Below are 22,943 nucleotides of genomic sequence, written 5' to 3'. Positions count from 1 at the left end.
TTGGCGCGCGCCCTGAGGGGGCGCGATGCGACAAGGGGCAGAGAATGAGCAAGAGTTTGAAACGCGTGCGTGCCACGCTGGAGGCCGCGGGGGTGACGCCGGAAATCCGCGAGACGGCCTTGGCGCGGACGGCGGTGGATGCGGCCACAGCGCTTGATTGCGCAGTCGACCAGATCGCGAAATCGATCGTTCTGCGCGGCGAAGACAGCGGGGCGGCGCTGCTCTTCATCACCGCGGGCGCGCAGCAGGTCGATCTAGAACGGGCCGCAGCGCTTGCCGGGGAGCCTTTGGGCAAGGCCGACGCCGCGCTGATCCGGGCGCAGACCGGCTTTGCCATCGGCGGCGTCGCGCCTTTGGGGCATATCACGCCGCCGCGCGCTTGGTTTGACCGCAACCTGCTGCAATTCCCGCTGGTCTGGGCCGCTGCGGGCACGCCGCATCACGTTTTCTGTCTTGAACCGCAGAGAATGGCGCAGCTTTCGGGCGCGCAAGTTGCTGATTTCACTGTCGCCTCCTAAATAATGTAAAAAACATTCACATACCCCCTTGCGAAACGGGTTCGGCGTTCCGATCTATTCAATGTGAAAGACATTCACATTATCCGAAACGCCCGGGCCGGCGACAGGCCCGTCACGACCGAAAGGCTCAACAATGACGACAGTGACCACCGACCCGACCTACTCCCCCCGGCCCAGTTGGCTGGCCCGGACAGAAGCCTGGATGGACGCACGCGGCAAAGGCGCATGGATCGCCGCCATGGTGCTCGGCTTCATCTTCTTCTGGCCCCTCGGCCTCGCCCTTCTTGCCTATATGACTTGGAGCAAACGCATGTTCTCTTCGAAATCCTGCAGCCGTAAATCCAGCCGCGCGATGATGTCGCGCAGCACCGGCAACCGCGCCTTTGACGCCTATAAGGCCGACACGCTGCGCCGTTTGGAGGAAGAGCAGCACAACTTCGAAGCCTTCCTTGAGCGTCTGCGCGAAGCCAAGGACAAGGCCGAGTTCGACCAGTTCATGGACGAGCGTGCCAAGCGGGACGAAACGGCTACAAACGCCTGATCGCACCCTGACCCCCGCCTCCCGGCAATGCGCCCGGGGGGCCTTTCGCAGGACAAGACATGACCCAGACCCCAGACCCCGACCTACACCCGCAATTCTATGACGGCATCGCTGGCAAACGGCTGCTGGCTTGGGTCATCGATGTGACCCTTGTCCTGCTCTTTTGCGTGCTGATCCTGCCCTTCACGGCCTTTACGGGGCTGTTCTTTTTCCCCTTCCTGACGCTGGTGGTGGGCTTTGCCTACCGGGTGGCCACGTTGACCAGCGGCTCGGCCACATGGGGGATGCGCCTGATGGCGATGGAGCTGCGCGACCACCGCGACCGGCCCTTCGATTTCATGACCGCGCTTTTGCATACCATCGGCTATTCGCTGTCGATGACGGTCACCATCATTCAGGTCGTCTCGGCCGTTCTCATCTGCACCACGGCCCGCCGTCAAAGCCTTACGGACATGGCGCTTGGCACCGTGCCGGTGAACCGGCGGCTCAGCCGCTAGGGCATCACGCAAATTTGCCCTTGGCGGCGCGGGGGGTGGTTGATAGCATCCCCCGATAAATGCTGGAAGCCCATGCGACATACACTGCCTTTGACACCGCAATTCTATGTCACAGCGCCGCAACCCTGCCCCTATCTGGAGGGCCGGATGGAGCGCAAGCTGTTCACCGCCCTTCAGGGCGATAATGCCGCACGCCTGAATGACAGCTTGTCGAGCCAAGGCTTCCGCCGCTCGCAAAATGTTCTGTACCGTCCCTCCTGCGCTGATTGCGCCGCTTGTCTTTCCGCGCGGATCGACGTGGCCGCCTTTCGCCCCAGCAAAAGCCAGCGCCGCATCTTGAAGCGCAACGCAGGCCTTGAGCGACGCGCGACATCGCCTTGGGCCACGGAAGAGCAATATGACCTTTTCCGCAGCTACCTTGATAGCCGCCATGCGGATGGGGGCATGGCGGATATGGACGTATTCGAATTCGCTGCCATGATCGAGGAAACGCCGATCCGCAGCCGGGTGATCGAATATACCGACCCTGAGGCCGACAATGCCCTCGTCGGTGTCTGCCTGACCGATGTGCTGAGCGACGGGGTGAGCATGGTCTATTCCTTCTACACCCCCGACCGGCCCCGCAACGGGCTGGGCAATTACATTATCCTCGACCATATCGAAATCGCCCGCGCGGCGGGGCTGCCTTATGTCTATCTGGGCTATTGGGTGCCCGGCAGCCAGAAGATGGGGTATAAGGCCAAATTCTCGGGGCTAGAGGTCTATATGGGCGGGCAGTGGCAAAAGTTGCGCGATCCTGAGGGTTTCGTGCCCGACCAGCACCCGCTCAGCAACGATCCCATCGCCGAACAGGTGGCCAATATTACCCTGCCGGATGTCAGCCCGCGCTGAGAAAACCTATTGATTTTGGCACTGTTACCGGGCGGCCCCTTGGGCGGCCCGTTTTGCTTTGTGCGATACCGTGCCGGAAATGCAAGAAAGTACGCCGCACCGATCAAATCTTTCCAAAAATAACGCATATGAGGCGTGTTGCGAAATAAACCTACAAATAACCCCGCCCGACGCACAAGATTTTCGCCATTTCGCTGTTGACGCCCCTCTTTCCCCCTCCTAATCTCACGCCACGCTTAGAGGACCCTTAAGATGACCGACCTAGTCATTATTGTAAGACACACGCGCATGGGCCGGTAACGGTAGACCATAATCCTTCCCATGCGCCCCCGTCAGACCGGGGGTTTTTTTATGCCAATCGCAATAACCTGCCTTACGGAGCACCCAAGATGAAACGCCAGATGACCGGAGCGAAAATGATCGTCCAAGCCCTGATTGACCAGGGTGTGGACACCGTCTTTGGATATCCCGGTGGCGCGGTGCTACCGATCTATGATGAGGTCTTTCAGCAGAATTCGATCAAGCACGTTCTGGTGCGCCATGAACAAGGGGCGGTGCACGCCGCCGAAGGCTATGCCCGCTCCACCGGGAAGCCGGGTGTTGTGCTGGTCACCTCCGGCCCCGGTGCCACGAATGCGGTCACGGGCCTTACGGATGCGCTGCTCGACTCCATTCCGCTGGTGGTGCTGACCGGTCAGGTGCCGACCTTCATGATCGGCTCCGACGCCTTTCAAGAGGCCGACACCGTGGGCATCACCCGCCCCTGCACCAAGCACAACTGGCTGGTGAAAGAGACCGACACCCTTGGCGCCACCCTGCACGAAGCCTTCCATGTCGCCACCCATGGCCGTCCCGGCCCGGTGCTGATCGACATCCCGAAGGACGTGCAATTCGCCACTGGCCACTACGAGTCCCCCAAACCCTCGACCTCGCGCTATCAGCCTCAGGTTAAGGGCGACATGGCCGAGATCACCGAACTGGTCGCGGCGATGGAGACGGCGAAGCGTCCGATTTTCTACACCGGCGGCGGCGTCATCAACTCCGGCCCGGCGGCGAGCCAGTTGCTGCGCGAATTGGTTGATGCCACCGGCTTTCCCATCACCTCGACCCTGATGGGCCTCGGCGCCTACCCGGCGTCGGGTGAGAAATGGCTTGGGATGCTCGGGATGCACGGGCTCTACGAGGCCAATATGGCGATGCATGATTGTGATCTGATGATCAACATCGGCGCGCGGTTCGACGACCGGATCACCGGTGTCATCGACAGTTTCAGCCCGAAATCCACCAAGGCGCATATCGACATCGACCCATCGTCGATCAACAAGGTGATCCGCATCGACATTCCGATCGTCGGCGATGTGGCCCATGTGCTCGAAGACCTGCTGAAGGTCTGGAAATCGCGCGGCCGCAAGACCAATAGCGAGGCGGTGGCGAAATGGTGGCAGCAGATCGAAGAATGGCGCAGCATCGACTGCCTCAAGTTCAACCAATCCGGCAAGGTGATCAAACCCCAGCACGCGCTGGCACGGCTCGAAGCGCTGACCAAGGATCACGACCGCTATATCACCACCGAAGTGGGCCAACACCAGATGTGGGCCGCGCAATACCTCGGCTTTGAGGAGCCGAACCGCTGGATGACCTCGGGCGGCCTCGGCACCATGGGCTATGGTTTCCCCGCCTCCATCGGCGTGCAGATGGCCCACCCCGAGGCACTGGTGATCAATGTGGCGGGCGAAGCCTCGTGGCTGATGAACATGCAGGAAATGGGCACGGCAATGCAATTCGGCCTGCCGGTAAAACAGTTCATCCTCAACAACGAGCGGCTCGGCATGGTGCGCCAGTGGCAGGAACTGCTGCATGGTGAGCGCTATTCGCAAAGCTGGTCCGAAGCCCTGCCCGATTTCGTCAAACTGGCCGAAGCCTTTGGCGCCAAGGGGATCATCTGCGACGACCCCGATGACCTTGATGATGCGATCATGGAGATGATCAACCACGACGGGCCGGTGATCTTTGACTGTCTGGTCGAGAAGCATGAGAACTGCTTCCCGATGATCCCAAGCGGCAAGGCGCATAACGAAATGCTGTTGCCGGGCGATCATGAGACCCAAGGTGTGATCGACGCAAAAGGCTCGGTGTTGGTGTAACCCGTTTTCTTTAAAAGAAAACGTCCCGGAAATTTTTAAAATTTCTGGCGAAGATGAAGAAGGACGAAGACATGGCTGCCCTAAAAATCAAAAAAGGTGCGACCTCGCATTCCGCCTATAACCTACGGCCCAACTTCTCGGATGTGGTTGAAAAACACACGCTGGCCGTGCTGGTCGAGAACGAGCCCGGGGCGCTGGCGCGGGTGATCGGCCTGTTCTCGGGCCGCGGCTACAACATCGACAGCCTGACCGTGGCCGAGGTGGACCATACCGGCCATCTGTCGCGTATCACCATCGTCACCAGCGGCACCCCGCAGGTGATCGAGCAGATCAAGGCGCAGGTCGGTCGCATCGTGCCGGTGCATGAGGTGCATGACCTCACCGTCGAAGGACCGAGCGTGGAGCGGGAACTGGCGATTTTCAAAGTCGTCGGCAAGGGCGAGCATCGGGTCGAAGCGCTGCGGCTGGCAGATATCTTCCGCGCCAATGTGGTCGACAGCACGCTCGAAAGCTTTGTTTTCGAGATCACCGGTGCGCCCGACAAGATCGACGCTTTCGCCGAGTTGATGCGCCCGCTGGGCTTGGCCGATGTCGCCCGCACGGGCGTGGCCGCCCTCGCCCGTGGTGTCTGACACGCGAGCCGTTTAGGCTTTCAGCTGGGCCGCGCGGAATTGGCGCGGTCCGGGCTTGGTGGTAAAGGGGATGATCTGAGCACCTTGCTGCCGCTTTCCCTCTGGCTGCGGCTCTGCCGCCACGGGATTATCCTGACGCAGCGCGTCAGGCAAATACGAGGCCGCCTTCTCTTGCACCAGCCGGGGGTTGTCCGCGATACGCAGCTTGCGATGCACTGAGACGTCGAACTGCACCATATCGCCCGTGTCAAACCCCGCCCCCCTGCCCGACACGGATCGCCGGCTCTTCGTAATAGGCAAGATCGCCTTGATCTTCGCACCAGAAAACCGCTTTTCCGGCGCTATTATCGCTCCACAGAACTACACCAATCATAGTACACCCCGCTTTCGATGTTTGTTCTCCATTCTGCGACAATCGAAAGAGGTGAAACATAGGTTAAAATGCAACGTCCGCTTGCATTTTGTGTCGGTTCCAGTAGGGTCAGCTACAAATCAGCGTCAGCTTTGACGCGCCTTCGCGTCAGTCTGTTAACCATCTGGCCATAACGGCTTTTATTCTAAGGCCACGACGCAAATCAGAACGAGGCTGCATGTCCGCTCCCAACCGCTCCCCCTCTGAACTTCGTAGCATGTTCGGCGCCAATCTGCGCCAGTTGGCAGCGGATTACCCCTCGATCTCTGACCTTGCCCGGCAGCTTGGCATCAATCGCACGCAATTCAACCGCTACCTCTCGGGCGAAAGCTTCCCCCGGCCCGATGTGCTGGCCCGGATCTGCCGCTTTTTCGAGATCGACGCGCGGGTGCTGCTGGAGCCGGTGACCGAGATTTCCCTGAACCAAGATCCGATCAACAACAGCTTCTTGCGCGACTTTCTGGGCACCGGGGTACAAAATGTGCCCGAGGCGGATTTCCCAAGCGGTTTTTACCGTTTTGCGCGGCGGTCTTTTCTGGATCAGGACAGGTTCGTGACCGGCGTGGTTTTTATCACGCGCCATGGCAGCAACACCTTCCTGCGCGGCTATGAGAGCGCGCCATCGCTGCGCGCACAAGAGCTGCCGACCAACCCGATGGCGCGGGAATATCGCGGCATCGTCTCACGGCAGGAGAATGGGGTTTCCATCGTCGTCTCGCGACGTCGCACACTGACCGGGTCGTTCAACTACCTTAACCGCGTCGCCTCTTTCGAGAATAACTTTTGGGTGGGGTACGTCACCCGCACAGCGCCCGAGAGCGCCGCAGGCACGCGGGTGACCCGGCTGACCTATGAGTATATCGGCAGAGACCCCAAAACCGTTCTGCCCGCCGCGCGGCAGGCGGGGTTCACCGACATCGACGCGCTGATGCCCTACCACCGCCGCCTGCTTCAGCCCGACGCGCCCTTTAACTGAGCCCCGCTAGAGCTGGGGCGGCTGCGCCTGCGGATAGCCCGTCGCCTCATGCCAACCTTGGGCCAGTTGGAGCAGACGCGCGTCGCTGCCGCGTCTGCCGATCAGTTGCAGCCCCAAGGGCAGACCGCGCGCGTCGAAACCTGCGGGGATGTTGACCACCGGCAGGCCGATCAGGCTGGCGGGGACCACCACCTGCATCCAACGGTGATAGGTATCCAACGGCTGACCGTCGATCTCGGTCGGGTGCACCTGTTCGACTGCAAAGGGCCAGACCTGCGCCGAGGGCAGCACCAGCACATCGACTTCCTCAAAGAGAGCATCCGCCGCGCGGAACCAATCAGATCGGATGCTACTGGCACGCTGGATGTCATAGGCCGAGAACCCCTGCCCCCGCGCGACCTCCCATTGCGCGGCGGGTTTCAGCCCCTTGCGCCGAGCGGGGTCGTCATAGAGCGCCCCGAGAGAGGCCGCCACGGCAAAGGACCGGAGGGTGATCCAGCTTTCCCACATGGCCTCCGCATCAAAGGGTGCCGCCAACGGCGTGACCGTATGGCCAAGGTCGGCCAAGCGCTTCAGCGCCGCCTCGCTATGGTCGATGATCCCCGGCGCACAGGGGAAGGCACCGCCCCAGTCACCCAGCCAGCCGATCCGCTGGGGGGCCAGCGCCGCGTCGATCTGCGGTGCTGCATCGGGGGTGGTGCGGGTCAGCGGTTCACGCGGATCATAGCCCGTCATCACGTCCAGCAGGGCGGCAAGGTCGCGCGGGCTGCGCGCCATCGGCCCCAAGGTCGAAAGCTGGTGCAGAAACAGATCGCCGTCATTGCCCGAAGGTACCGTGCCCCAGCTGGGCCGCATGCCGTAGACGTTGTTCCACCCCGCCGGATTGCGCAGGGAGCCCATCATGTCGGACCCATCGGCCACGGCCACCATCCGCGCCGCCAGCGCCGCCGCCGCCCCGCCAGAGGAGCCGCCAGCCGAGCGGCCAAGGTCATAGGGGTTGCAGGTCGCCCCATGCACCGGGTTGAAGGTATGGCTGCCAAGACCGAATTCCGGGGTGTTGGTCTTGCCGATCACAATGGCCCCGGCGGCCCGTAGACGGGCCACTGCCGGGTGGTCCCGCGTGGCCGGGGTCGCCCCAAACAGCGGCGATCCTTGCGAGGTGGGCAGTCCTTCCGCATCCGCCAAATCCTTGATCGCCATGGGAATGCCGTGCAGCCAGCCCTTGCGTGGGCCCGCGTCGGCGGCCTCAGCCTCGGCCAGCAAAGCGTCGCGATCGCGGAGGGAGACGACGGCATTCACCCTGCCGTTCACCGCCTCAATCCGGGCCAATGTCGCCTGCATCAACTCGACCGCGGAAATCTCTCGCGCGGCCAGCGCCTCGGACAACTCCGTGGCGTCCCAGTTCAGCAATTCCATCATGTCCCCCTATTGGTCACTGTCATTCCATGAAGGGGACGGCATGGGCTCAGTCGCCCTGCGCCTCGGCCCGGCTTTTGCCCGAGACTGCCAACGCCAACGTCGCCCCCATCAACCCGTCGAGATCGCCGTCGAGCACGCCCTTGGTGTCCGAGGTCTCGTAACTGGTGCGCAGGTCTTTGACCATCTGGTAGGGCTGCAGAACGTAGGAGCGGATCTGGTTGCCCCAGCCCGCGTCACCTGCGTTCTCATGCGCCTCATTCACCAGCGCCGAGCGCTTGTCCAACTCCATCTGATAGAGCCGCGACTTCAGCGCTTTCATGGCGATGTCGCGGTTCTGGTGCTGCGATTTCTCCGAAGAGGTCACGACGATGCCCGTGGGGTGGTGGGTGATCCGCACCGCCGAGTCGGTAGTGTTTACGTGCTGACCGCCCGCGCCGGAGGACCGGTAGGTATCGATGCGGATATCGGAGGGGTTCACCTCGATCTCGATATTATCGTCGACCACCGGGTAGACTTTCACGGAAGTGAAAGAGGTGTGCCGCTTGGCTGCCGAGTCGAAGGGCGAAATGCGCACGAGACGGTGCACACCGCTCTCGGACTTCAGCCAGCCATAGGCGTTGTGGCCTTCGATCTTATAGGTCGCGGATTTGATGCCCGCCTCGTCGCCCGGGCTTTCGGCCTGAAGATCGACCTTATAGCCCTTTTTCTCGGCCCAGCGGACATACATCCGCGCCAGCATGCTGGCCCAGTCACAGCTTTCCGTGCCGCCCGCGCCTGCGTTGATCTCAAGGAAGGTGTCGTTGCTGTCGGCCTCACCGTTCAGCAGCGCTTCGAGTTCTTTCTGCGCGGCCTTTTCGGCCAGCGCCTTTAACGCGGCTTCGGCGTCAGAGATGACCTCTTCGTCCTCTTCCATCTCGCCCAGTTCGATCAGTTCGAGATTGTCGGCCAACTCCTGTTTGATGCCCTCATAGGTGTCGATCGCATCGACCAGCGACTGACGCTCGCGCATCAGCTTTTGCGCCGCATCGGGGTTGTCCCAAAGGTTCGGGTCTTCGACACGGGCGTTGAATTCTTCCAGCCGGTAGGGCGCGGTCTCCACATCCAGTCGCTGGGCCAGCAATTCCAGCGATTTGCTGATCTGGTCCGCGGTATTCTGTGCCTCTGCGCGCATGTGTGCCTGCCTTTGATAAGTAATGCGGCCCCGAAAACCGGAGCCGCACGAGAGATAGACCAGCCCGCCAGCGGCGGCAAGTGGGGGCGGCAAAGCGTGGCTTTGGCCCGCCGCCTTCGGCCTGATTAGTAAAGACCGCCGGAGCTCAGCGTGCCAAAGCTTGCCTTGGGGCCGACGGTGGCTTTCTTGCCGGTCGATGTCGTGACCTCACGCGAGGAGGAGCCACCCAATTCTTCGACCAGCGGCAGGTCCGCCCCCATGGCAAAACCGCCATCGAAAGAGATGCCAAAGAGCGGCTCTTCCCCATCGCGGAAACATTCCGACACGACATTGGCGCCCGTGGCGCTGTCGCTTAGCCTCGCGCCGGTGAAACGGTCGATCTTGATAAAGCGGCACTGCTCGGGGACTGCGAAGTCACCACCGCCGTATTTCTTGATCGCTTGGCTCATGAAGCGCTGGAAGACAGGCGCGCAGAGCCGCCCGCCGCCCGCGCCCCGGCCCATCGGGCGCGGGGTGTCAAAACCGATGTAGCAGCCCGCCACCACGTTGGAGGAGAAGCCCACGAACCACGCGTCTTTCTCATCGTTGGTGGTGCCTGTCTTGCCCGCGATCGGAACGGGCAGGTTCACCGCATTACGCGCCGTGCCACGCTCGACCACGCCGCGCATCATGGAGGTCAGCTGATAGGCCGTCACCGGGTCCATCACCCGCTCGCGGTTGGAAATGATCCGCGGCGCCTCACCGGGGGCGAGGTTGATCTGCTCACAATCGTAGCATTTGCGCTCATCATGTTTGTAGACCGTGCGACCATAGCGGTCTTGCACCCGGTCGACCAAAGTGGGCTGCACCCGCTCACCGCCATTGGCGAACATCGCATAGGCCGAAACCATTTGATAAAGCGTGGTTTCCTGACTCCCGAGCGCGTTCGACAGCAAGGGCGCGAGGTCGTCGTAAACGCCGAAACGCTCCGCATAGCTGCCGACCACATCCATCCCGACTTCCTGAGCCAGACGGATGGTCATCAGGTTGCGCGACTGTTCGATTCCGGTGCGTAGGGGCGTCGGACCATAGAATTTATGCGAAGCGTTCTGCGGGCGCCAGACGCCCTGCGGCGTGTTGATCTCAATGGGCGCGTCGACCACGATCGTCGCGGGGCTATAGCCGCTGTCCAGCGCGGAGGCATAGACGAAGGGCTTGAAGCTCGACCCCGGCTGGCGCTTGGCCTGTGTGGCGCGGTTGAACACGCTCGCCTGATAGGAAAAACCGCCCTGCATCGCGATCACGCGGCCCGTGTGCACGTCCATTGCGACGAAACCGCCCTGCACCTCTGGCACCTGCCGCAAAGTCCAGCGGATGAAAGATCCGTCGCTGTCCGAGGTCATGCGCCGGACCAAGACGACCTCACCCACCTCAAGCAGGTCGCCCGCCACCTGAGCCTTGCGCCCCAGAGAGCCGTCATCCAGCCGTTTGCGCGCCCATTGCACGTCTTTAGCCGGGATCCAGTGGCCGTCTTCGTCATCCTCGACGCCTTCGATGCCGATGCGGGCGTCATTGCTGCCGACTTCAAGCACCACCGCCGGATACCACTGGTTCTCCAGATCGATGTCACGCGGCACCCGCAGGTCCGCCAGCGCGGCGCGCCATTCCTCTTCGCTGTCCAGTTGATCGGCGGGGATCTCAAAACGCGTCCCGCGCCAGATGCCCCGCCCGCGGTCATATTGCTCCAGCTGACGGCGCAGGGCGTTGGCGGCGATAGGCTGCATCTCGTTGTCGATGGTCGCGCGCACGGTCAGACCGCCGGTAAAGAACTCCCCCTCGCCGAAATCTTCGCTCAACTGGCGGCGAATTTCGTCGGTGAAGTAATCCCGCGGCGGCAGTTCGGCCTTGAAGCTCTCGAAATCACCGTTCTGGACCGAGCGCAGCGGCTGCGCCACTTCGGTTTCATATACCGCTTCCGAGATATAGCCGTTCTCTTTCATCTCGCGCAGCACGAAGTTCCGCCGTGCCAGCAGCCGGTCCTTGCGGCGCACCGGGTGGTAATCCGAGGGCGCCTTGGGCAGCGAGGCGAGGAAAGCCGCCTCATGCGGGGCCAACTCACTCAGCGTCTTGTTGAAATACGTCTGGCTCGCCGCCGCCACGCCATAGGAGTTCTGGCCGAGGAAAATCTCGTTCAGATAGAGCTCGAGGATTTTCTCTTTGCTCAAGGTTTCTTCAAGGCGCGAGGCAAGGATGATCTCCTTGATCTTACGCTCGGCCCGGCGGTCGCCCGACAAGAGGAAGTTCTTCATCACCTGCTGGGTGATCGTCGAGGCCCCGCGCACATCGCGCCCGCGCGATTTGACCGCATCTACCGCCGCCGCACCGATGCCGCGCAGGTCATAGCCCTCATGGGTGTAGAAGTTTTTGTCCTCTGCCGAGATGAAGGCCTGTTTCACCAAATCCGGGATGGTATTGGCCGGGGCGAAAAGACGACGTTCCTTGGCGAATTCGTCGATCAAACGGCCTTGGCCCGAGTAAATCCGGCTGATCGTCGGCGGCGTGTATTGCGCCAGCGACTCATGGCTGGGCAAATCGCGGCCATACATCCAGAACACCGCCCCGATGGTCAAAGCCACCATGCCGACGCTCAGGGTCAGGGTGGTAAAGATCCCCCCGAAAAAGGACAGAACAAATCGAAACACGCGCGCGGACCACCATTGGCTAGGGACAGTTCCGAGCCTATACAGGATGCGCTGGCGCGGGTCAAAACACATGGCCGCCAGCGGGGGCGAATCTTCGCCCATCGCGAAAGCGGTCGCATCTTTTTATTTTACTTTCTGATCAATGGCTTGAGCGCCGCATCCTGATCACGCCACGTCACGATCGCATCCGCCATCGCGCTCACCATCGACGCGCGCCACACCGGATCGCGCAGATTGGTCAGATCCCGCTTGGAACTCAGGAACCCCACTTCGACCAAAACCGAAGGAATATCGGCTGATTTCAAGACCGAAAAACCCGCCCGCCGCAGGGGCCGGCTGTTCAACGGCCCGCCCGCCGCGCCCATGCCATCGACCAAAATCTCGGCCAGCGCATCTGAGCGCGGCTCGGTCTCTTGCCGGGCAAGATCCAGCAGGATGCCCGCCACCTGATCATCTGAGCCGGTTAAATCCGCCCCCGCGATGATGTCCGACCGGTCATGTCGCGCGGCCAGATGTTCGGTCGCCACATCGCTGGCATCATCGGAAAGGGTATAGACCGTCGCCCCGCTCGCCCCGCCCTGCGACAGGCTGTCGGCATGGAGCGAAATGAAAAGGTCCGCTTCGGCCTGATGGGCGATGGCGACCCGGTGCTCTAAGGCGACGAAAATATCCTCATCCCGGGTCAGCAAGACATCCACCCCCTTGCGCCGCAGCGCATCGCGCAGGTCGCGGGCGAAGTTGAGCATCAGGTCTTTCTCGTCCAACCCCTCGCGCTGCGCACCGGGGTCGATGCCGCCGTGGCCGGGGTCCAGAACGACGGTGAAACTGTCTTTGTCTGCCACCGCAGGTTTCGGCGGCGCGGTGAGCGCGGTGGTCCAATCAGGGTCCACCGGCGCGCCCGCGGCCTTGGCAAAAACCTCCGACTCGACGACTTCCAAGGTAATCTCAAGCCGCGCCTTGCCACTGCTTGCATCGACCGGCATGCCAATCTCGGCGGGAACCATCGGCTCGGCCAAATCCGCCACCAGACGCGACCAACCGGGCTGAAACGCACCAAACCGCAGTGCCGAGATACGGCCCGGCTTCTCCAACAGATCCCCCCGGGCGACATTCGACCAATCCGCCTCGCGGAAATCGACGATCAGTCGGGCGGGATCATCCAGCAGAAAAACCCGGAAAGGCACCCCCTGGCTCAGCGCCACGGTCAAATCGGTCTTGCCGAACCAGCGATCACTCACCGCGCTCTCAACCGGATCGACCCGCGCCAGCGCCGTCAACTCCTGCGCCGCGACGGTGACCGGCCCCGCACAGGCCAACAAGACTGCCAGTCCCCTAAAGATTGCCCGCATGATCGATCACCCTGCCCGTTTTCGCCCTTCTATCACCTGCCGCGCGGCCAAACCAGCGTTCAGCGCGCCGCCATGAAGGCTTTGAGCCGGGCGATGCCCTCCTCCATATCCGCCGTGCTACGCGCATAGGAAAAGCGCAGCGTCTTATGCCCCCGCGCCGGGTCAAAATCGAGCCCCGGGGTCACGGCGACGCCAGCCTTCTCTAGTATTTCCGCCGCAAAGGCGCGGCTGTCATCGGTAAAGCGCGAGACATCGGCATAGACGTAAAACGCCCCATCGGGCGGGGCGATGTCGGTAAACCCCGCCTCTTGCAAACCGGTGATCATCAGGTCGCGATTGCGCCGATAGACCGCGAGATTGGCCTGCAATTCGTCGTCACAGTCCATCGCCGCCAGCGCGGCGATCTGGCTGGCATGGGGTGCGCAGATGAACATGTTTTGCGCGATCCGCTCGACCACGCGCACCTGATCCTCGGGCACCACCATCCAGCCCACGCGCCAGCCAGTCATCGAAAAATACTTCGAGAAGGAGTTGATTACATAGCAGTCATCGGTGACCTCCAGCGCGGTCACGGCCTTCTTGTCATATTCGATGCCATGGTAAATCTCGTCAGAGATGAAGGACATGTCATTGGCCGCACAGGCATCCGTCAGCGCCGTCAAGGCGGGTCGGTCGAGCATCGTACCCGAAGGATTGGCAGGGGAGGCCACGAGCAAACCGTGCAGGTCTTGCCCCGCAAAATCCGCCGCGATGGGCTGATATCTGTTCTCGGGCGCGGCGGGCAGATCGACGGGCTGCATCCCCAACGCGCGCAGGATCTGACGGTAGCTGGGATAGCCCGGCGCCCCGATGCCCACCCGATCCCCTGAATCGAAGAGCGCTGTAAAAGCCAGCAAAAACCCGCCCGAGGATCCGGGGGTGATCACCACCCGCGCCGGATCGAGATCGACGTTATACCATTCGCCATACATCTGCGCGATCCGCGCGCGCAAAGCAGGCAGCCCAAGCGCCACGGTATAGCCCAAGGCCCCCTCACCCATCGCCTTGGTCAGCGCGGCCGCCGCCCCTTTCGGCGCGCCCGTGCCGGGCTGGCCAACCTCCATATGAATGATGTGACGGCCCGCCTCTTCGGCGGCGCTGGCGGCCTGCATCACGTCCATCACGATAAAGGGATCAACGGCGGACCTGGTTGAATTGCGCATGGGCTTGCTCCTACTCTCGGCATGTGCTTTCACCGCGCCTGATGCCGGGCGTCAACCCTTGGCCCCTATTTCGCAGCTCTACCGAAAGGACCGCCCATGTTCGCCCGCTTCCTCGCCCCTGCCTTTGCCAGCGCAATGGCCCTTGCCGCTCCCGCCGGGGCCATGGACTTGACCGAGTTGACCGACGCCGAGCGCGCGCAGTTCCGCGCCGAAGTCCGCGCCTATCTGATGGAAAACCCCGAAGTGATCCTGCAAGCGTGGGAGCAGATGCAAAACCGTCAGGCCCAAGCGCAGATGCAGGCGGATTTCGATCTGGTCTCCGCCAATGCCGATGAGATTTTCGACGATGGCTACTCTTGGGTCGGCGGCAACCCGGAGGGGGATATCACGCTGGTCGAATTCCTCGACTACCGCTGCGGCTACTGCAAACGCGCCCATGGCGAAGTGGCCAAACTGCTGGAAACGGACGGCAACATCAAACTGGTTGTCAAAGAGTTCCCGATCCTTGGGGAGCAATCGCTGCTGGCGTCGCGCTTTGCCGTGGCCACCAAACAGGTCGCGGGCGATGACGCTTACAAACAACTGAACGATGCGCTTATGGCCTTCAACGGAGCGGTCACCCTCCCCGCCCTCCGCCGCTTGGGCGAAAGCTTCGATCTGGATGTCGCGGCAATCGAGGCCGAGATGGAAAGCGACGCGGTCACGCAAGAGATCGCCCAAACCCGCGCGCTGGCCCAAAAGTTGCAGATCACCGGCACACCCACCTTCGTCATGCAAGACGAAATGCTGCGCGGTTACCTGCCCTACGACCAAATGATGGCGCTGGTGGAAGAAAAGCGCGGCTAAAGATGCGCGCCCCGGCAGTCTTGGCCGCGCTCGCGCTGGCCCAGCCCGCCGGGGCCGATGAACCCACCGCGCGAGATGCGTTTGAAACCGAACTCCGCGCCGCGATCCTTGCCAATGGCGATGTCATCGCCAAAGCGCTGGCCGGCCCGACGCAAATGCAACGGCATATTCAAAACGACCTGTTGCTGCTCGACCGCTTGGCCCCCGACCTTCTGGCGGGCCACCCCATCGCGCTTTTCACCGCAGAAGACTGCGAGACCTGCGCCACCGCCGTCCACGAATTGACCGCAATCACAAAGCGTTACGGCATCACCTTCATACAACACGATCTCAGCCACCCCCAGCCCGCCCGCTGGGCTACCGCCCTAGGGCTCACCGATGCCCCCTTCTACGTGCTGCCCGAAATGATCCTCAACGGCCACATGCCGCCCATAGTCCTCGAAAAACACCTTACCCCAAACAAGCTGAAGACCACTCCCCAACCCCCTGATTAATAACCCATTCCAACAACAGATAAAGCGCGCCAACCTCCCGGCGCACGCGCTTCCCCTCATCTTCATCCTTTTAAAAATACCTCTGCGCAGCCTCTCAACCAACGCAGCGCCAGCGGCCCAGCCCCCAACCTACTCAGCCGCCTTCACCGCCTCAGCCTCAATCTGCGCCGCGCGTTCCTCGACCTGCTCGACGATATGATCAATCATACCTTCATTGCCGAGCTTATGGCTCTGTTTGCCCGCCAGATAGACCATGCCAGACCCGGCCCCGCCGCCGGTAAAGCCCACGTCGGTCATCAGCGCCTCACCGGGGCCGTTCACCACGCAGCCGATGATCGACAGGCTCATCGGCGTCTTGATATGCTCCAGCCGTTTCTCCAAGGTCTCGACGGTTTTGATCACATCGAACCCCTGCCGCGCGCAAGAGGGGCAAGAAATGATGTTCACCCCACGGTGCCGCAACCCGAGGGATTTGAGAATCTCATAGCCAACCTTCACCTCTTCCACCGGATCGGCGGAGAGGGAGACGCGGATGGTATCACCGATGCCGCTCCACAAAAGGTTGCCCAGACCGATGGCAGATTTGATCGTGCCTGACATGAGCCCGCCCGCCTCGGTGATGCCGAGGTGGATGGGCGCGTCGGTCGCATCGGCGAGCTGTTGGTAGGCGGCGGCGGCCATGAAAACGTCCGAGGCCTTGCAGGAAATTTTGAACTCGTGGAAATCGTTGTCTTGTAGGATCTTGATGTGATCCAGCCCGCTTTCGACCATCGCATCGGGGCATGGCTCGCCGTATTTCTCCAGCAGATGCCGCTCCAGCGAGCCCGCGTTCACGCCGATGCGGATTGAGCAATTGTGGTCCCGCGCGGCTTTGATGACCTCACGCACGCGCTTTTCATCGCCGATGTTGCCCGGGTTGATGCGCAGACAAGCGGCACCCGCCTCGGCGGCTTCAATCCCGCGCTTGTAGTGAAAGTGGATGTCCGCAACGATGGGCACCGACACTTCGGGCACGATCTCACGCAGGGCTTTGGACGAGTCCTCATCCGGGACCGAGACGCGCACGATATCGGCGCCTGCGTCAGCGGCGGCTTGGACCTGTGCGATGGTGTCGGCGACATCGGTGGTCAGCGTATTCGTCATGGTCTGCACCGTGATCGGCGCGTCACCGCCCACCGGCACATTGCCCACCATGATCTGCCGGGACTTGCGACGCGGAATATCGCGCCAAGGGCGAATGGAATGAAGCGACATGAAGACACCTTTCGCGGGATCAGGGGCTTTGGCCCCCTACCTATTCAGCCGGGGCCTCATGTGCAATGGGAAGCGGCGGCCCGCGCGTTTAGCTGCCCTGACAGGGCATCGCGGCCAGAGCGGAGGGGTCGAGCGAGCCTTCGAGATCGGCAAACATCCGGCTGAGCGATTGCTCCGCCGTCGGATCGACCGGCTCATAAAGCTCGGCCAGCGCCTGGGCGTGGAGCGGCACGTTGGAGGTCACTGCTCCGCGCGGCCCAACGGGGCCGAAACAGCCATCCGCCATAGCGAAATAAAGCGCACCGGATTCGCCCGTCCGAAGGGAGGGCGGCTCTTCAGTGACGGGAACGTCCCATGTGTCACCCTTGTTCATCACGCCTTCGAAAATCACTGTGCCATCGGCGGCGCGAACCCGCACCCATGAAGGATAGGCCGCGACCATGCGGACTTTCTCACCCAACGGCTCAACAACCTGCGGTTTGGGCAGGTCGCTTTCAGCATTGGCAAGCATCACCGCTTCGTCAATGGCGCTGGTGATGCTGTCATCACCCTCCGCCGCCTCGGCCACCACGGTGCCTTGTGCGGCGGTATCGGGGCGGTCCGGCGTTGGGAAGTTGCTGACAGAGCGCGGGTCGATGGAAGCAATCGGCGCGTCACGCGCCACCAACACCGGCACGTCGAGCGCTTGCGGGCGATAAAGCCGGTCCAGCGCCTCGGCCCGGGGGCTTTCCACGCTTTGCGGCGCGGCGGAATCGTCTTCTGCGTCAGGCGCGCTGGCCAGTGCCCCATCCAGCGGGTCGAGATCGGAAAGCACGATCGGGGTCTGATCCACCGGGGCCACCTGCACGCGCTGCACCTCTTTCAGCACAGTCCAGCCGCCAAAACCGATGGCCGAGATCAGCGCGATCAGCACCAGCGAAGAGCCAACCGCACCCGGCTCAATCCGGCTGAGCAACCCGTCGCCCATCGGCACGAAGGGCGTGTTGGGCCGGGCGAAAAGATCGTCTTCTTTCGGGGTCTTACGGCGTTCCTCAAAGCTCGGCTTTTTGACCACAGAGGCTTCGGCGGACATGCCATGGGCCACGGCAAAACCGGATTCCTTGCAGAAGGCGGCAAAAGCCTGATCAGGGTCCATATTGAGGTAGCGCGCGTAGGAACGCACATAGCCCGCGATGAAGCCGGGCGTGTCAAATGCGCCGGGATCACAGTTTTCGATTGCGGCGATATAGGAGGCTTTGATGCGCAATTCGCGCTGCACGTCGAGCAGGGATTTACCAAGCGTGGCCCGTTCGCCGCGCATGACATCCCCCAACCGCAATTCGAATGCATCGAACCCTTTGGGTTCGACTGTTTCGTCCTCAGCGGTTCTGGAGGCCCATCGCCCGATCATCAATATGCCCTGTCCCTGTTAGCCTGTAGCTTTGATCCAAACACGCCCCAACGATTCGGATGTAGCCTTTTCTTGACAAAAGGCTACCACAAGACAACGCAAAACACGAATAGCGCTGCGTTAGCCCGCAGCTTCGGCACGATTCAGCGCACAATGCGACCAGAGCACGTCCATCCCCCGGACAAGCGCATCCATCTCTTTAGGCCCATGTACCGGCGAGGGCGTGAAGCGCAACCGCTCCGTGCCGCGCGGCACGGTGGGGAAGTTGATGGGCTGAACATAGATGCCGTGATCTTCAAGCAGCATATCCGACAGAAGCTTGGTGTGCACCGGGTTGCCCACCATGACGGGCACGATGTGGCTGCCATGGTCGATGATCGGCAGACCCAACCCCTTCAGCCGCAGCTTCAACGCCTTGGCCTGCTGCTGGTGTTTCTCACGCAACTCCGGCGCGCGTTTGAGATAGGCGACCGAGGCCGCGGCCCCCGCAGCGACGGCAGGCGGCAGCGAGGTGGTGAAGATGAACCCCGGCGCATAGGAGCGGATCGCGTCGCACATCTTGGCCGAAGCGGCGATATAGCCGCCCATCACGCCATAAGCCTTGGCCAGCGTGCCGTTGATGATGTCGAGCCGGTGCATCAGGCGGTCACGCTCGGCCACCCCTGCCCCGCGCGGGCCATACATGCCCACGGCGTGCACCTCGTCGATATAGGTGAGCGCGCCAAATTCATCTGCGAGATCGCAGATCTCTTCAATGGGGCCGAAATCGCCGTCCATCGAATAGATCGATTCAAAGGCGATCAGCTTGGGCGCGGCAGGGTCATCCGCCTCCATCAACTCGCGCAGATGGGCCACGTCATTGTGGCGGAAGATACGCTTGGCCCCGCCATTACGGCGCACGCCTTCGATCATGGAGGCATGGTTCAGCGCGTCGGAATAGATGATCAGCCCGGGAAAGAGCTTGGGCAGGGTCGAGAGCGTGGCATCATTGGCGATATAGGCCGAGGTGAACAGCAGCGCCGCTTCCTTGCCATGCAGATCGGCCAGTTCGGCCTCTAGCTGCTTGTGATAGACCGTCGTGCCCGAGATGTTGCGCGTCCCGCCAGAGCCTGCGCCGGTGGCGCGCAGCGCTTCCTCCATAGCTTCGATCACCACGGGGTTCTGCCCCATGCCCAGATAGTCGTTGCCGCACCAAACGGTGATATCCTGCTGCGACCCGTCGGGTTTGGTCCAGACGGCATGGGGGAACTGACCATTGCGACGCTCGATGTCGATGAAGGTCCGGTAGCGTCCTTCGTCATGCAGGCGCGCAATCGCCGCGTCGAGCTTCTCGTTATAGTCCATGCGCGTCTCCATCTTTTGGCGCGAACAGGAGGGGGCCCCTCCATATTCAGCTTTTAGAATGATTACAGATCCAAAGCCGAAGCTTCAATCTCTTATCCCGGCCCCTTTGCGGGGCGAACTGTCGCAGGCGCTGCGCGTTCTACGCTCGATTTAAGATTGTTCGCTTGTATTGCCAGCCGCTTTCATGCTTCCAAAGGACCAATCCAGAAAGGGCAGTTTGTTTTGCGCGCCACTCCACATCCCCAGCAGGACCAGCGCCTGCGGACGCTTTATAATTACGAGATTCTCGACACCCCGCGCGAGGAGGAGTTCGACGAGATCGTCGAACTGGCGGCTGAGATCTGTGACGCGCCGATTTCAGTGATCAACCTAATCGACAAGGACAGACAGTGGTTCAAGGCCGAAGTGGGTCTGGGTGCGCGCGAGACGCCGCTCGAAACCTCGCTCTGCTCTCACGCGATTCTGGAAGAGCGCTTCGTTGAGATTCCCGACACGCTGAAAGACCCGCGCATGGCCGACAACCCGCTGTGCACCGCAGGCGACGGGCTGCGGTTTTATGCAGGTGCGCTGCTGATTGCGTCCAACGGGCTGCCGCTTGGCACGCTGTGCATCCTCGACACCAAACCCCGCAGGCTGACCGCGCTGCAACGCAAGGCGATCTCTGTCTTGTCCCGTCAGGTGATGAAACAGCTCGACCTGCGCCTTTCCCTGCGCAGCCAAGCGACGCTGATGAGCGAGGCCGACCACCGGGTCAAGAACTCGCTTCAGACATTGTCGGCCATGGTGCGGCTGCACAGCCGCCAGTTGGACGATATGAACACGGTCAATGTGTTGAACGACATCCAGCGCCGCGTCAACGCGATGGCAACGCTCCATGGTGAACTGCAATCCGGGCACGGGCGCGATGAGGTCGATGCGGGCAAATACCTCGACAGGGTCCTGGAGCTTTTGCGAGAAACCGCACCGGGGCATGTCAAAATCAGCTACCGGTCGGACCCTGTGACCCTACGATCCAGCGCGGCTTCATCCTTGGGGCTGATCATTAGCGAGTTTGCCGCCAATTCGATCAAACACGCCTTCCCGAATGGCGCGCCCGGCCATATCGAAATCGACCTCAGCCTGCGGGACGGGCATTTCCACCTTGAGTGCAAAGACGATGGCATCGGGGCCGCGAACGAAGGCAAAGGGCGAGCCGACAGCATTGGGCAGACCTTGATGGCGGCGGCGGCGTCGCAGCTCAATGCGCAGGTCGACAGCCAGCTTACCCCCGAGGGCAGCCGCCTCTCGCTCACCTTCTGAACGCGGGCCCTGCGGCCACTGGACACGCCCTGCCCGCCTGATACCTTCGCGCCAAATTCACAAGCGCAAGGAATTATGCCCATGTCCCTCGACGATGTTCTCGCCCGGATCGACAACGATCTGCCCGCCGCCACCGACCGTCTGTTGGACCTACTGCGCATCCCGTCAATCTCGACCGATCCGGCCTATAAGGCCGATTGCGACCGCGCCGCCGATTGGCTGGTGGCCGACCTTACATCCATGGGCGTGGAAGCCGAAAAACGCGCCACGCCGGGGCATCCGATGGTCGTGGGCCATGTCGGCGAAGGTAAGCCGCATCTACTGTTCTATGGCCATTATGACGTGCAGCCGGTCGACCCCCTGAACCTTTGGGACCGCGACCCCTTCGATCCGGCGGTTGAGGAGACGAAGAAGGGCCGCGTGATCCGGGGCCGCGGGGCCGCCGATGACAAGGGCCAGTTGATGACCATCATTGAAGCCCTGCGCGCGTGGAAAGAGGTGAAAGGCGATTGGCCCTGCCGCATCACCTTCTTCCTCGAAGGCGAAGAGGAATCCGGCTCCCCCTCCCTCGTCCCATTTATGGAGGAGAACGCGGAGGAGTTGAAAGCCGATGTGGCGATGATCTGCGACACTGGATTGTTCGAAAGCAAGACCCCCGCCATCGTCACCATGCTGCGTGGGCTTTTGGGCGAAGAGCTGACCGTCACCGCGCCGTCGAAAGACCTGCATTCAGGCATGTATGGCGGTATTTCGATGAACCCGATCCGCGCGTTGAGCAAGGTGATCGCCGCGCTGCATGACGACGAAGGCCGCATCACCATCCCTGGCTTCTATGACGGCGTTCCGGACCTGCCCGAGGATCTGGAAGCGCAGTGGCAGGGCCTCGCCTTTGACCATAGCGCCTTCCTCGGCGACGTGGGGCTCAGCAAACCGGCGGGTGAGCAGGACCGCACCCCGCTTGAGATGATCTGGTCGCGCCCGACCTGTGAGGTTAACGGCATCTGGGGCGGCTATACCGGCGATGGCTTTAAAACGGTGCTGCCCTCCGAGGCGCATGCCAAGATCAGCTTCCGCCTCGTCGGCACGCAAGACCCGCTCGCCATCCGCGAGAATTTCCGCAAGATGGTGGCTGAGATGCTGCCCGAAGACTGCACGGTCGAATTCTCAGGCCATGGCGCCAGCCAAGCCTCCGGGGTGGACATCGGTCATGCGATGTTCGAACCCGCCCGCCAAGCGCTGAGCGACGAATGGCAGGTGCCCGCGGCCTATATCGGCTGTGGCGGCTCGATTCCGATTGCCGGGCATTTTCAGAAGATTCTCGGAACCGAGCCGATGCTGATCGGTTTCGGCAAGGATGACGATCAAATCCACTCCCCGAACGAGAAATACGACATGGAGAGCTTTCACAAAGGCATCCGCTCCTGGGCGCGCATCATTGATGCGCTGATCTAAGCAGATTGGCGATCGGGCCTGCCCGGTCGCCACCTATTCCATTGGTTGAGCCTCAAGAGGCAGGGCTGAATAAGCCTGCGCGAACTAGGGCTTAGCGCCTGCACGTTACGAAATAGAGGGGGGAAAGTGGCGCGGTTGACGGGGCTCGAACCCGCGACCCCCGGCGTGACAGGCCGGTACTCTAACCAACTGAGCTACAACCGCGCGATGTGGGCGGAATAGGCCACGGGGCGCGGAGCGTCAAGCGCATTCGCGCGAGAAAATGCGCTTTCTCGAAAGAAGTTTTTGCGTGGCATTTTAAGGGGATTGAAAACGAAAAAAGGGACCTCAAAGAGGTCCCTTTTTCAGACAGCGGTGGCGCGGTTGACGGGGCTCGAACCCGCGACCCCCGGCGTGACAGGCCGGTACTCTAACCAACTGAGCTACAACCG

Annotated in this window: 20 protein-coding genes and 1 tRNA gene; 11 read left to right on the top strand and 10 right to left on the bottom strand. The window is 61.8% G+C overall.

What is annotated here, in order from left to right:
• Window positions 1-44 precede the first annotated feature (44 nt).
• The 6 genes from ACGYK9_RS00105 (at window position 45) to ilvN (ending at window position 5,223) form a co-directional block, all read left to right on the top strand.
• Window positions 45-518, top strand: coding sequence for a YbaK/EbsC family protein (locus ACGYK9_RS00105; protein WP_394407420.1), 474 nt, complete (start codon window positions 45-47; stop codon window positions 516-518).
• Window positions 519-651: 133 nt separating this feature from the next.
• Entirely contained in the window at window positions 652-1,059 is a 408-nt protein-coding gene (locus ACGYK9_RS00100; protein WP_209218085.1) for a DUF2852 domain-containing protein, read from the top strand.
• A 59-nt stretch (window positions 1,060-1,118) separates the two neighbouring features.
• Window positions 1,119-1,556: an RDD family protein gene (locus ACGYK9_RS00095; protein ID WP_067268666.1), complete on the top strand. Its 438-nt coding sequence runs from the start codon at window positions 1,119-1,121 to the stop codon at window positions 1,554-1,556.
• 72 nt (window positions 1,557-1,628) lie between these two features.
• On the top strand, window positions 1,629-2,447 hold the full coding sequence (locus tag ACGYK9_RS00090; RefSeq protein ID WP_394407418.1) for an arginyltransferase: 819 nt from the start codon (window positions 1,629-1,631) through the stop codon (window positions 2,445-2,447).
• A gap of 389 nt (window positions 2,448-2,836) precedes the next feature.
• Entirely contained in the window at window positions 2,837-4,591 is a 1,755-nt protein-coding gene (locus ACGYK9_RS00085; RefSeq protein WP_394407416.1) for an acetolactate synthase 3 large subunit, read from the top strand.
• Window positions 4,592-4,662: 71 nt separating this feature from the next.
• Window positions 4,663-5,223, top strand: coding sequence for an acetolactate synthase small subunit (gene ilvN, locus ACGYK9_RS00080; RefSeq protein ID WP_067268661.1), 561 nt, complete (start codon window positions 4,663-4,665; stop codon window positions 5,221-5,223).
• A gap of 12 nt (window positions 5,224-5,235) precedes the next feature.
• Here ilvN and ACGYK9_RS00075 read toward each other — a convergent pair whose 3' ends face one another.
• On the bottom strand, window positions 5,236-5,496 hold the full coding sequence (locus ACGYK9_RS00075; protein WP_394407414.1) for a hypothetical protein: 261 nt from the start codon (window positions 5,494-5,496) through the stop codon (window positions 5,236-5,238).
• 317 nt (window positions 5,497-5,813) lie between these two features.
• Here ACGYK9_RS00075 and ACGYK9_RS00070 point away from each other — a divergent pair, with 317 nt between their 5' ends.
• Entirely contained in the window at window positions 5,814-6,611 is a 798-nt protein-coding gene (locus tag ACGYK9_RS00070; RefSeq protein WP_169306045.1) for a helix-turn-helix domain-containing protein, read from the top strand.
• Window positions 6,612-6,617: 6 nt separating this feature from the next.
• Here the strand turns inward: ACGYK9_RS00070 and ACGYK9_RS00065 are convergent, their stop codons facing one another.
• From ACGYK9_RS00065 to ACGYK9_RS00045, 5 genes are all read right to left on the bottom strand, one after another.
• Window positions 6,618-8,027 carry an amidase gene (locus ACGYK9_RS00065; RefSeq protein ID WP_394407412.1) on the bottom strand — a complete coding sequence of 470 codons (1,410 nt, stop codon included), beginning with the start codon at window positions 8,025-8,027 and terminating at the stop codon, window positions 6,618-6,620.
• A gap of 49 nt (window positions 8,028-8,076) precedes the next feature.
• Window positions 8,077-9,201: a peptide chain release factor 2 gene (gene prfB, locus ACGYK9_RS00060; RefSeq protein ID WP_394407410.1), complete on the bottom strand. Its 1,125-nt coding sequence runs from the start codon at window positions 9,199-9,201 to the stop codon at window positions 8,077-8,079.
• A 125-nt stretch (window positions 9,202-9,326) separates the two neighbouring features.
• Window positions 9,327-11,882: a penicillin-binding protein 1A gene (locus ACGYK9_RS00055; RefSeq protein ID WP_394407408.1), complete on the bottom strand. Its 2,556-nt coding sequence runs from the start codon at window positions 11,880-11,882 to the stop codon at window positions 9,327-9,329.
• A gap of 128 nt (window positions 11,883-12,010) precedes the next feature.
• Window positions 12,011-13,231: an N-acetylmuramoyl-L-alanine amidase gene (locus ACGYK9_RS00050; RefSeq protein WP_394407406.1), complete on the bottom strand. Its 1,221-nt coding sequence runs from the start codon at window positions 13,229-13,231 to the stop codon at window positions 12,011-12,013.
• Window positions 13,232-13,290: 59 nt separating this feature from the next.
• Window positions 13,291-14,433 carry a pyridoxal phosphate-dependent aminotransferase gene (locus ACGYK9_RS00045; RefSeq protein ID WP_394407404.1) on the bottom strand — a complete coding sequence of 381 codons (1,143 nt, stop codon included), beginning with the start codon at window positions 14,431-14,433 and terminating at the stop codon, window positions 13,291-13,293.
• Window positions 14,434-14,529: 96 nt separating this feature from the next.
• On the opposite strand from ACGYK9_RS00045, the gene ACGYK9_RS00040 reads away from it, so the two are divergent.
• Window positions 14,530-15,279, top strand: a complete 750-nt coding sequence (locus ACGYK9_RS00040; RefSeq protein WP_394407402.1) for a DsbA family protein — start codon at window positions 14,530-14,532, stop codon at window positions 15,277-15,279.
• 2 nt (window positions 15,280-15,281) lie between these two features.
• Entirely contained in the window at window positions 15,282-15,773 is a 492-nt protein-coding gene (locus tag ACGYK9_RS00035) for a disulfide bond formation protein DsbA (RefSeq protein ID WP_394422348.1), read from the top strand.
• A gap of 129 nt (window positions 15,774-15,902) precedes the next feature.
• Here ACGYK9_RS00035 and ispG read toward each other — a convergent pair whose 3' ends face one another.
• From ispG to hemA, 3 genes are all read right to left on the bottom strand, one after another.
• Window positions 15,903-17,027, bottom strand: coding sequence for a flavodoxin-dependent (E)-4-hydroxy-3-methylbut-2-enyl-diphosphate synthase (gene ispG, locus ACGYK9_RS00030; protein ID WP_394407398.1), 1,125 nt, complete (start codon window positions 17,025-17,027; stop codon window positions 15,903-15,905).
• Window positions 17,028-17,115: 88 nt separating this feature from the next.
• Window positions 17,116-18,417: a helix-turn-helix domain-containing protein gene (locus ACGYK9_RS00025; RefSeq protein ID WP_394407396.1), complete on the bottom strand. Its 1,302-nt coding sequence runs from the start codon at window positions 18,415-18,417 to the stop codon at window positions 17,116-17,118.
• A 120-nt stretch (window positions 18,418-18,537) separates the two neighbouring features.
• Window positions 18,538-19,761 carry a 5-aminolevulinate synthase gene (hemA, locus tag ACGYK9_RS00020; protein WP_067265045.1) on the bottom strand — a complete coding sequence of 408 codons (1,224 nt, stop codon included), beginning with the start codon at window positions 19,759-19,761 and terminating at the stop codon, window positions 18,538-18,540.
• Between the two features lie 222 nt (window positions 19,762-19,983).
• On the opposite strand from hemA, the gene ACGYK9_RS00015 reads away from it, so the two are divergent.
• A complete protein-coding gene (locus ACGYK9_RS00015; RefSeq protein WP_394407394.1) occupies window positions 19,984-21,060 on the top strand; it encodes a sensor histidine kinase in 1,077 nt (358 codons plus the stop codon).
• Window positions 21,061-21,141: 81 nt separating this feature from the next.
• Complete coding sequence (locus ACGYK9_RS00010; RefSeq protein WP_394407392.1) at window positions 21,142-22,512, top strand: M20/M25/M40 family metallo-hydrolase; 1,371 nt, start codon at window positions 21,142-21,144, stop codon at window positions 22,510-22,512.
• Between the two features lie 127 nt (window positions 22,513-22,639).
• Here ACGYK9_RS00010 and ACGYK9_RS00005 read toward each other — a convergent pair.
• Window positions 22,640-22,716, bottom strand: a tRNA-Asp gene (locus ACGYK9_RS00005).
• Window positions 22,717-22,943: the final 227 nt, after the last annotated feature.

Source organism: Sulfitobacter sp. 1A15258, assembly GCF_043557045.1.
Classification (GTDB): Bacteria; Pseudomonadota; Alphaproteobacteria; order Rhodobacterales; family Rhodobacteraceae; genus Sulfitobacter; species Sulfitobacter faviae.
This window is presented reverse-complemented; position numbering and strand designations above follow the sequence as displayed.

Bases quoted from the DNA above. Each gene is read 5' to 3' on its own strand.
- ACGYK9_RS00095 (WP_067268666.1), top strand. From the start codon at position 1,119: ATGACCCAGACCCCAGACCCCGACCTACACCCGCAATTCTATGACGGC.
- ACGYK9_RS00045 (WP_394407404.1), bottom strand. From the start codon at position 14,433: ATGCGCAATTCAACCAGGTCCGCCGTTGATCCCTTTATCGTGATGGAC.
- ACGYK9_RS00040 (WP_394407402.1), top strand. From the start codon at position 14,530: ATGTTCGCCCGCTTCCTCGCCCCTGCCTTTGCCAGCGCAATGGCCCTT.
- ACGYK9_RS00025 (WP_394407396.1), bottom strand. From the start codon at position 18,417: ATGATCGGGCGATGGGCCTCCAGAACCGCTGAGGACGAAACAGTCGAA.
- ACGYK9_RS00070 (WP_169306045.1), top strand. From the start codon at position 5,814: ATGTCCGCTCCCAACCGCTCCCCCTCTGAACTTCGTAGCATGTTCGGC.
- ACGYK9_RS00085 (WP_394407416.1), top strand. From the start codon at position 2,837: ATGAAACGCCAGATGACCGGAGCGAAAATGATCGTCCAAGCCCTGATT.
- ACGYK9_RS00010 (WP_394407392.1), top strand. From the start codon at position 21,142: ATGTCCCTCGACGATGTTCTCGCCCGGATCGACAACGATCTGCCCGCC.
- prfB (WP_394407410.1), bottom strand. From the start codon at position 9,201: ATGCGCGCAGAGGCACAGAATACCGCGGACCAGATCAGCAAATCGCTG.
- ACGYK9_RS00105 (WP_394407420.1), top strand. From the start codon at position 45: ATGAGCAAGAGTTTGAAACGCGTGCGTGCCACGCTGGAGGCCGCGGGG.
- ACGYK9_RS00100 (WP_209218085.1), top strand. From the start codon at position 652: ATGACGACAGTGACCACCGACCCGACCTACTCCCCCCGGCCCAGTTGG.
- ACGYK9_RS00035 (WP_394422348.1), top strand. From the start codon at position 15,282: ATGCGCGCCCCGGCAGTCTTGGCCGCGCTCGCGCTGGCCCAGCCCGCC.
- ispG (WP_394407398.1), bottom strand. From the start codon at position 17,027: ATGTCGCTTCATTCCATTCGCCCTTGGCGCGATATTCCGCGTCGCAAG.
- ACGYK9_RS00050 (WP_394407406.1), bottom strand. From the start codon at position 13,231: ATGCGGGCAATCTTTAGGGGACTGGCAGTCTTGTTGGCCTGTGCGGGG.
- ilvN (WP_067268661.1), top strand. From the start codon at position 4,663: ATGGCTGCCCTAAAAATCAAAAAAGGTGCGACCTCGCATTCCGCCTAT.
- ACGYK9_RS00065 (WP_394407412.1), bottom strand. From the start codon at position 8,027: ATGGAATTGCTGAACTGGGACGCCACGGAGTTGTCCGAGGCGCTGGCC.
- ACGYK9_RS00090 (WP_394407418.1), top strand. From the start codon at position 1,629: ATGCGACATACACTGCCTTTGACACCGCAATTCTATGTCACAGCGCCG.
- hemA (WP_067265045.1), bottom strand. From the start codon at position 19,761: ATGGACTATAACGAGAAGCTCGACGCGGCGATTGCGCGCCTGCATGAC.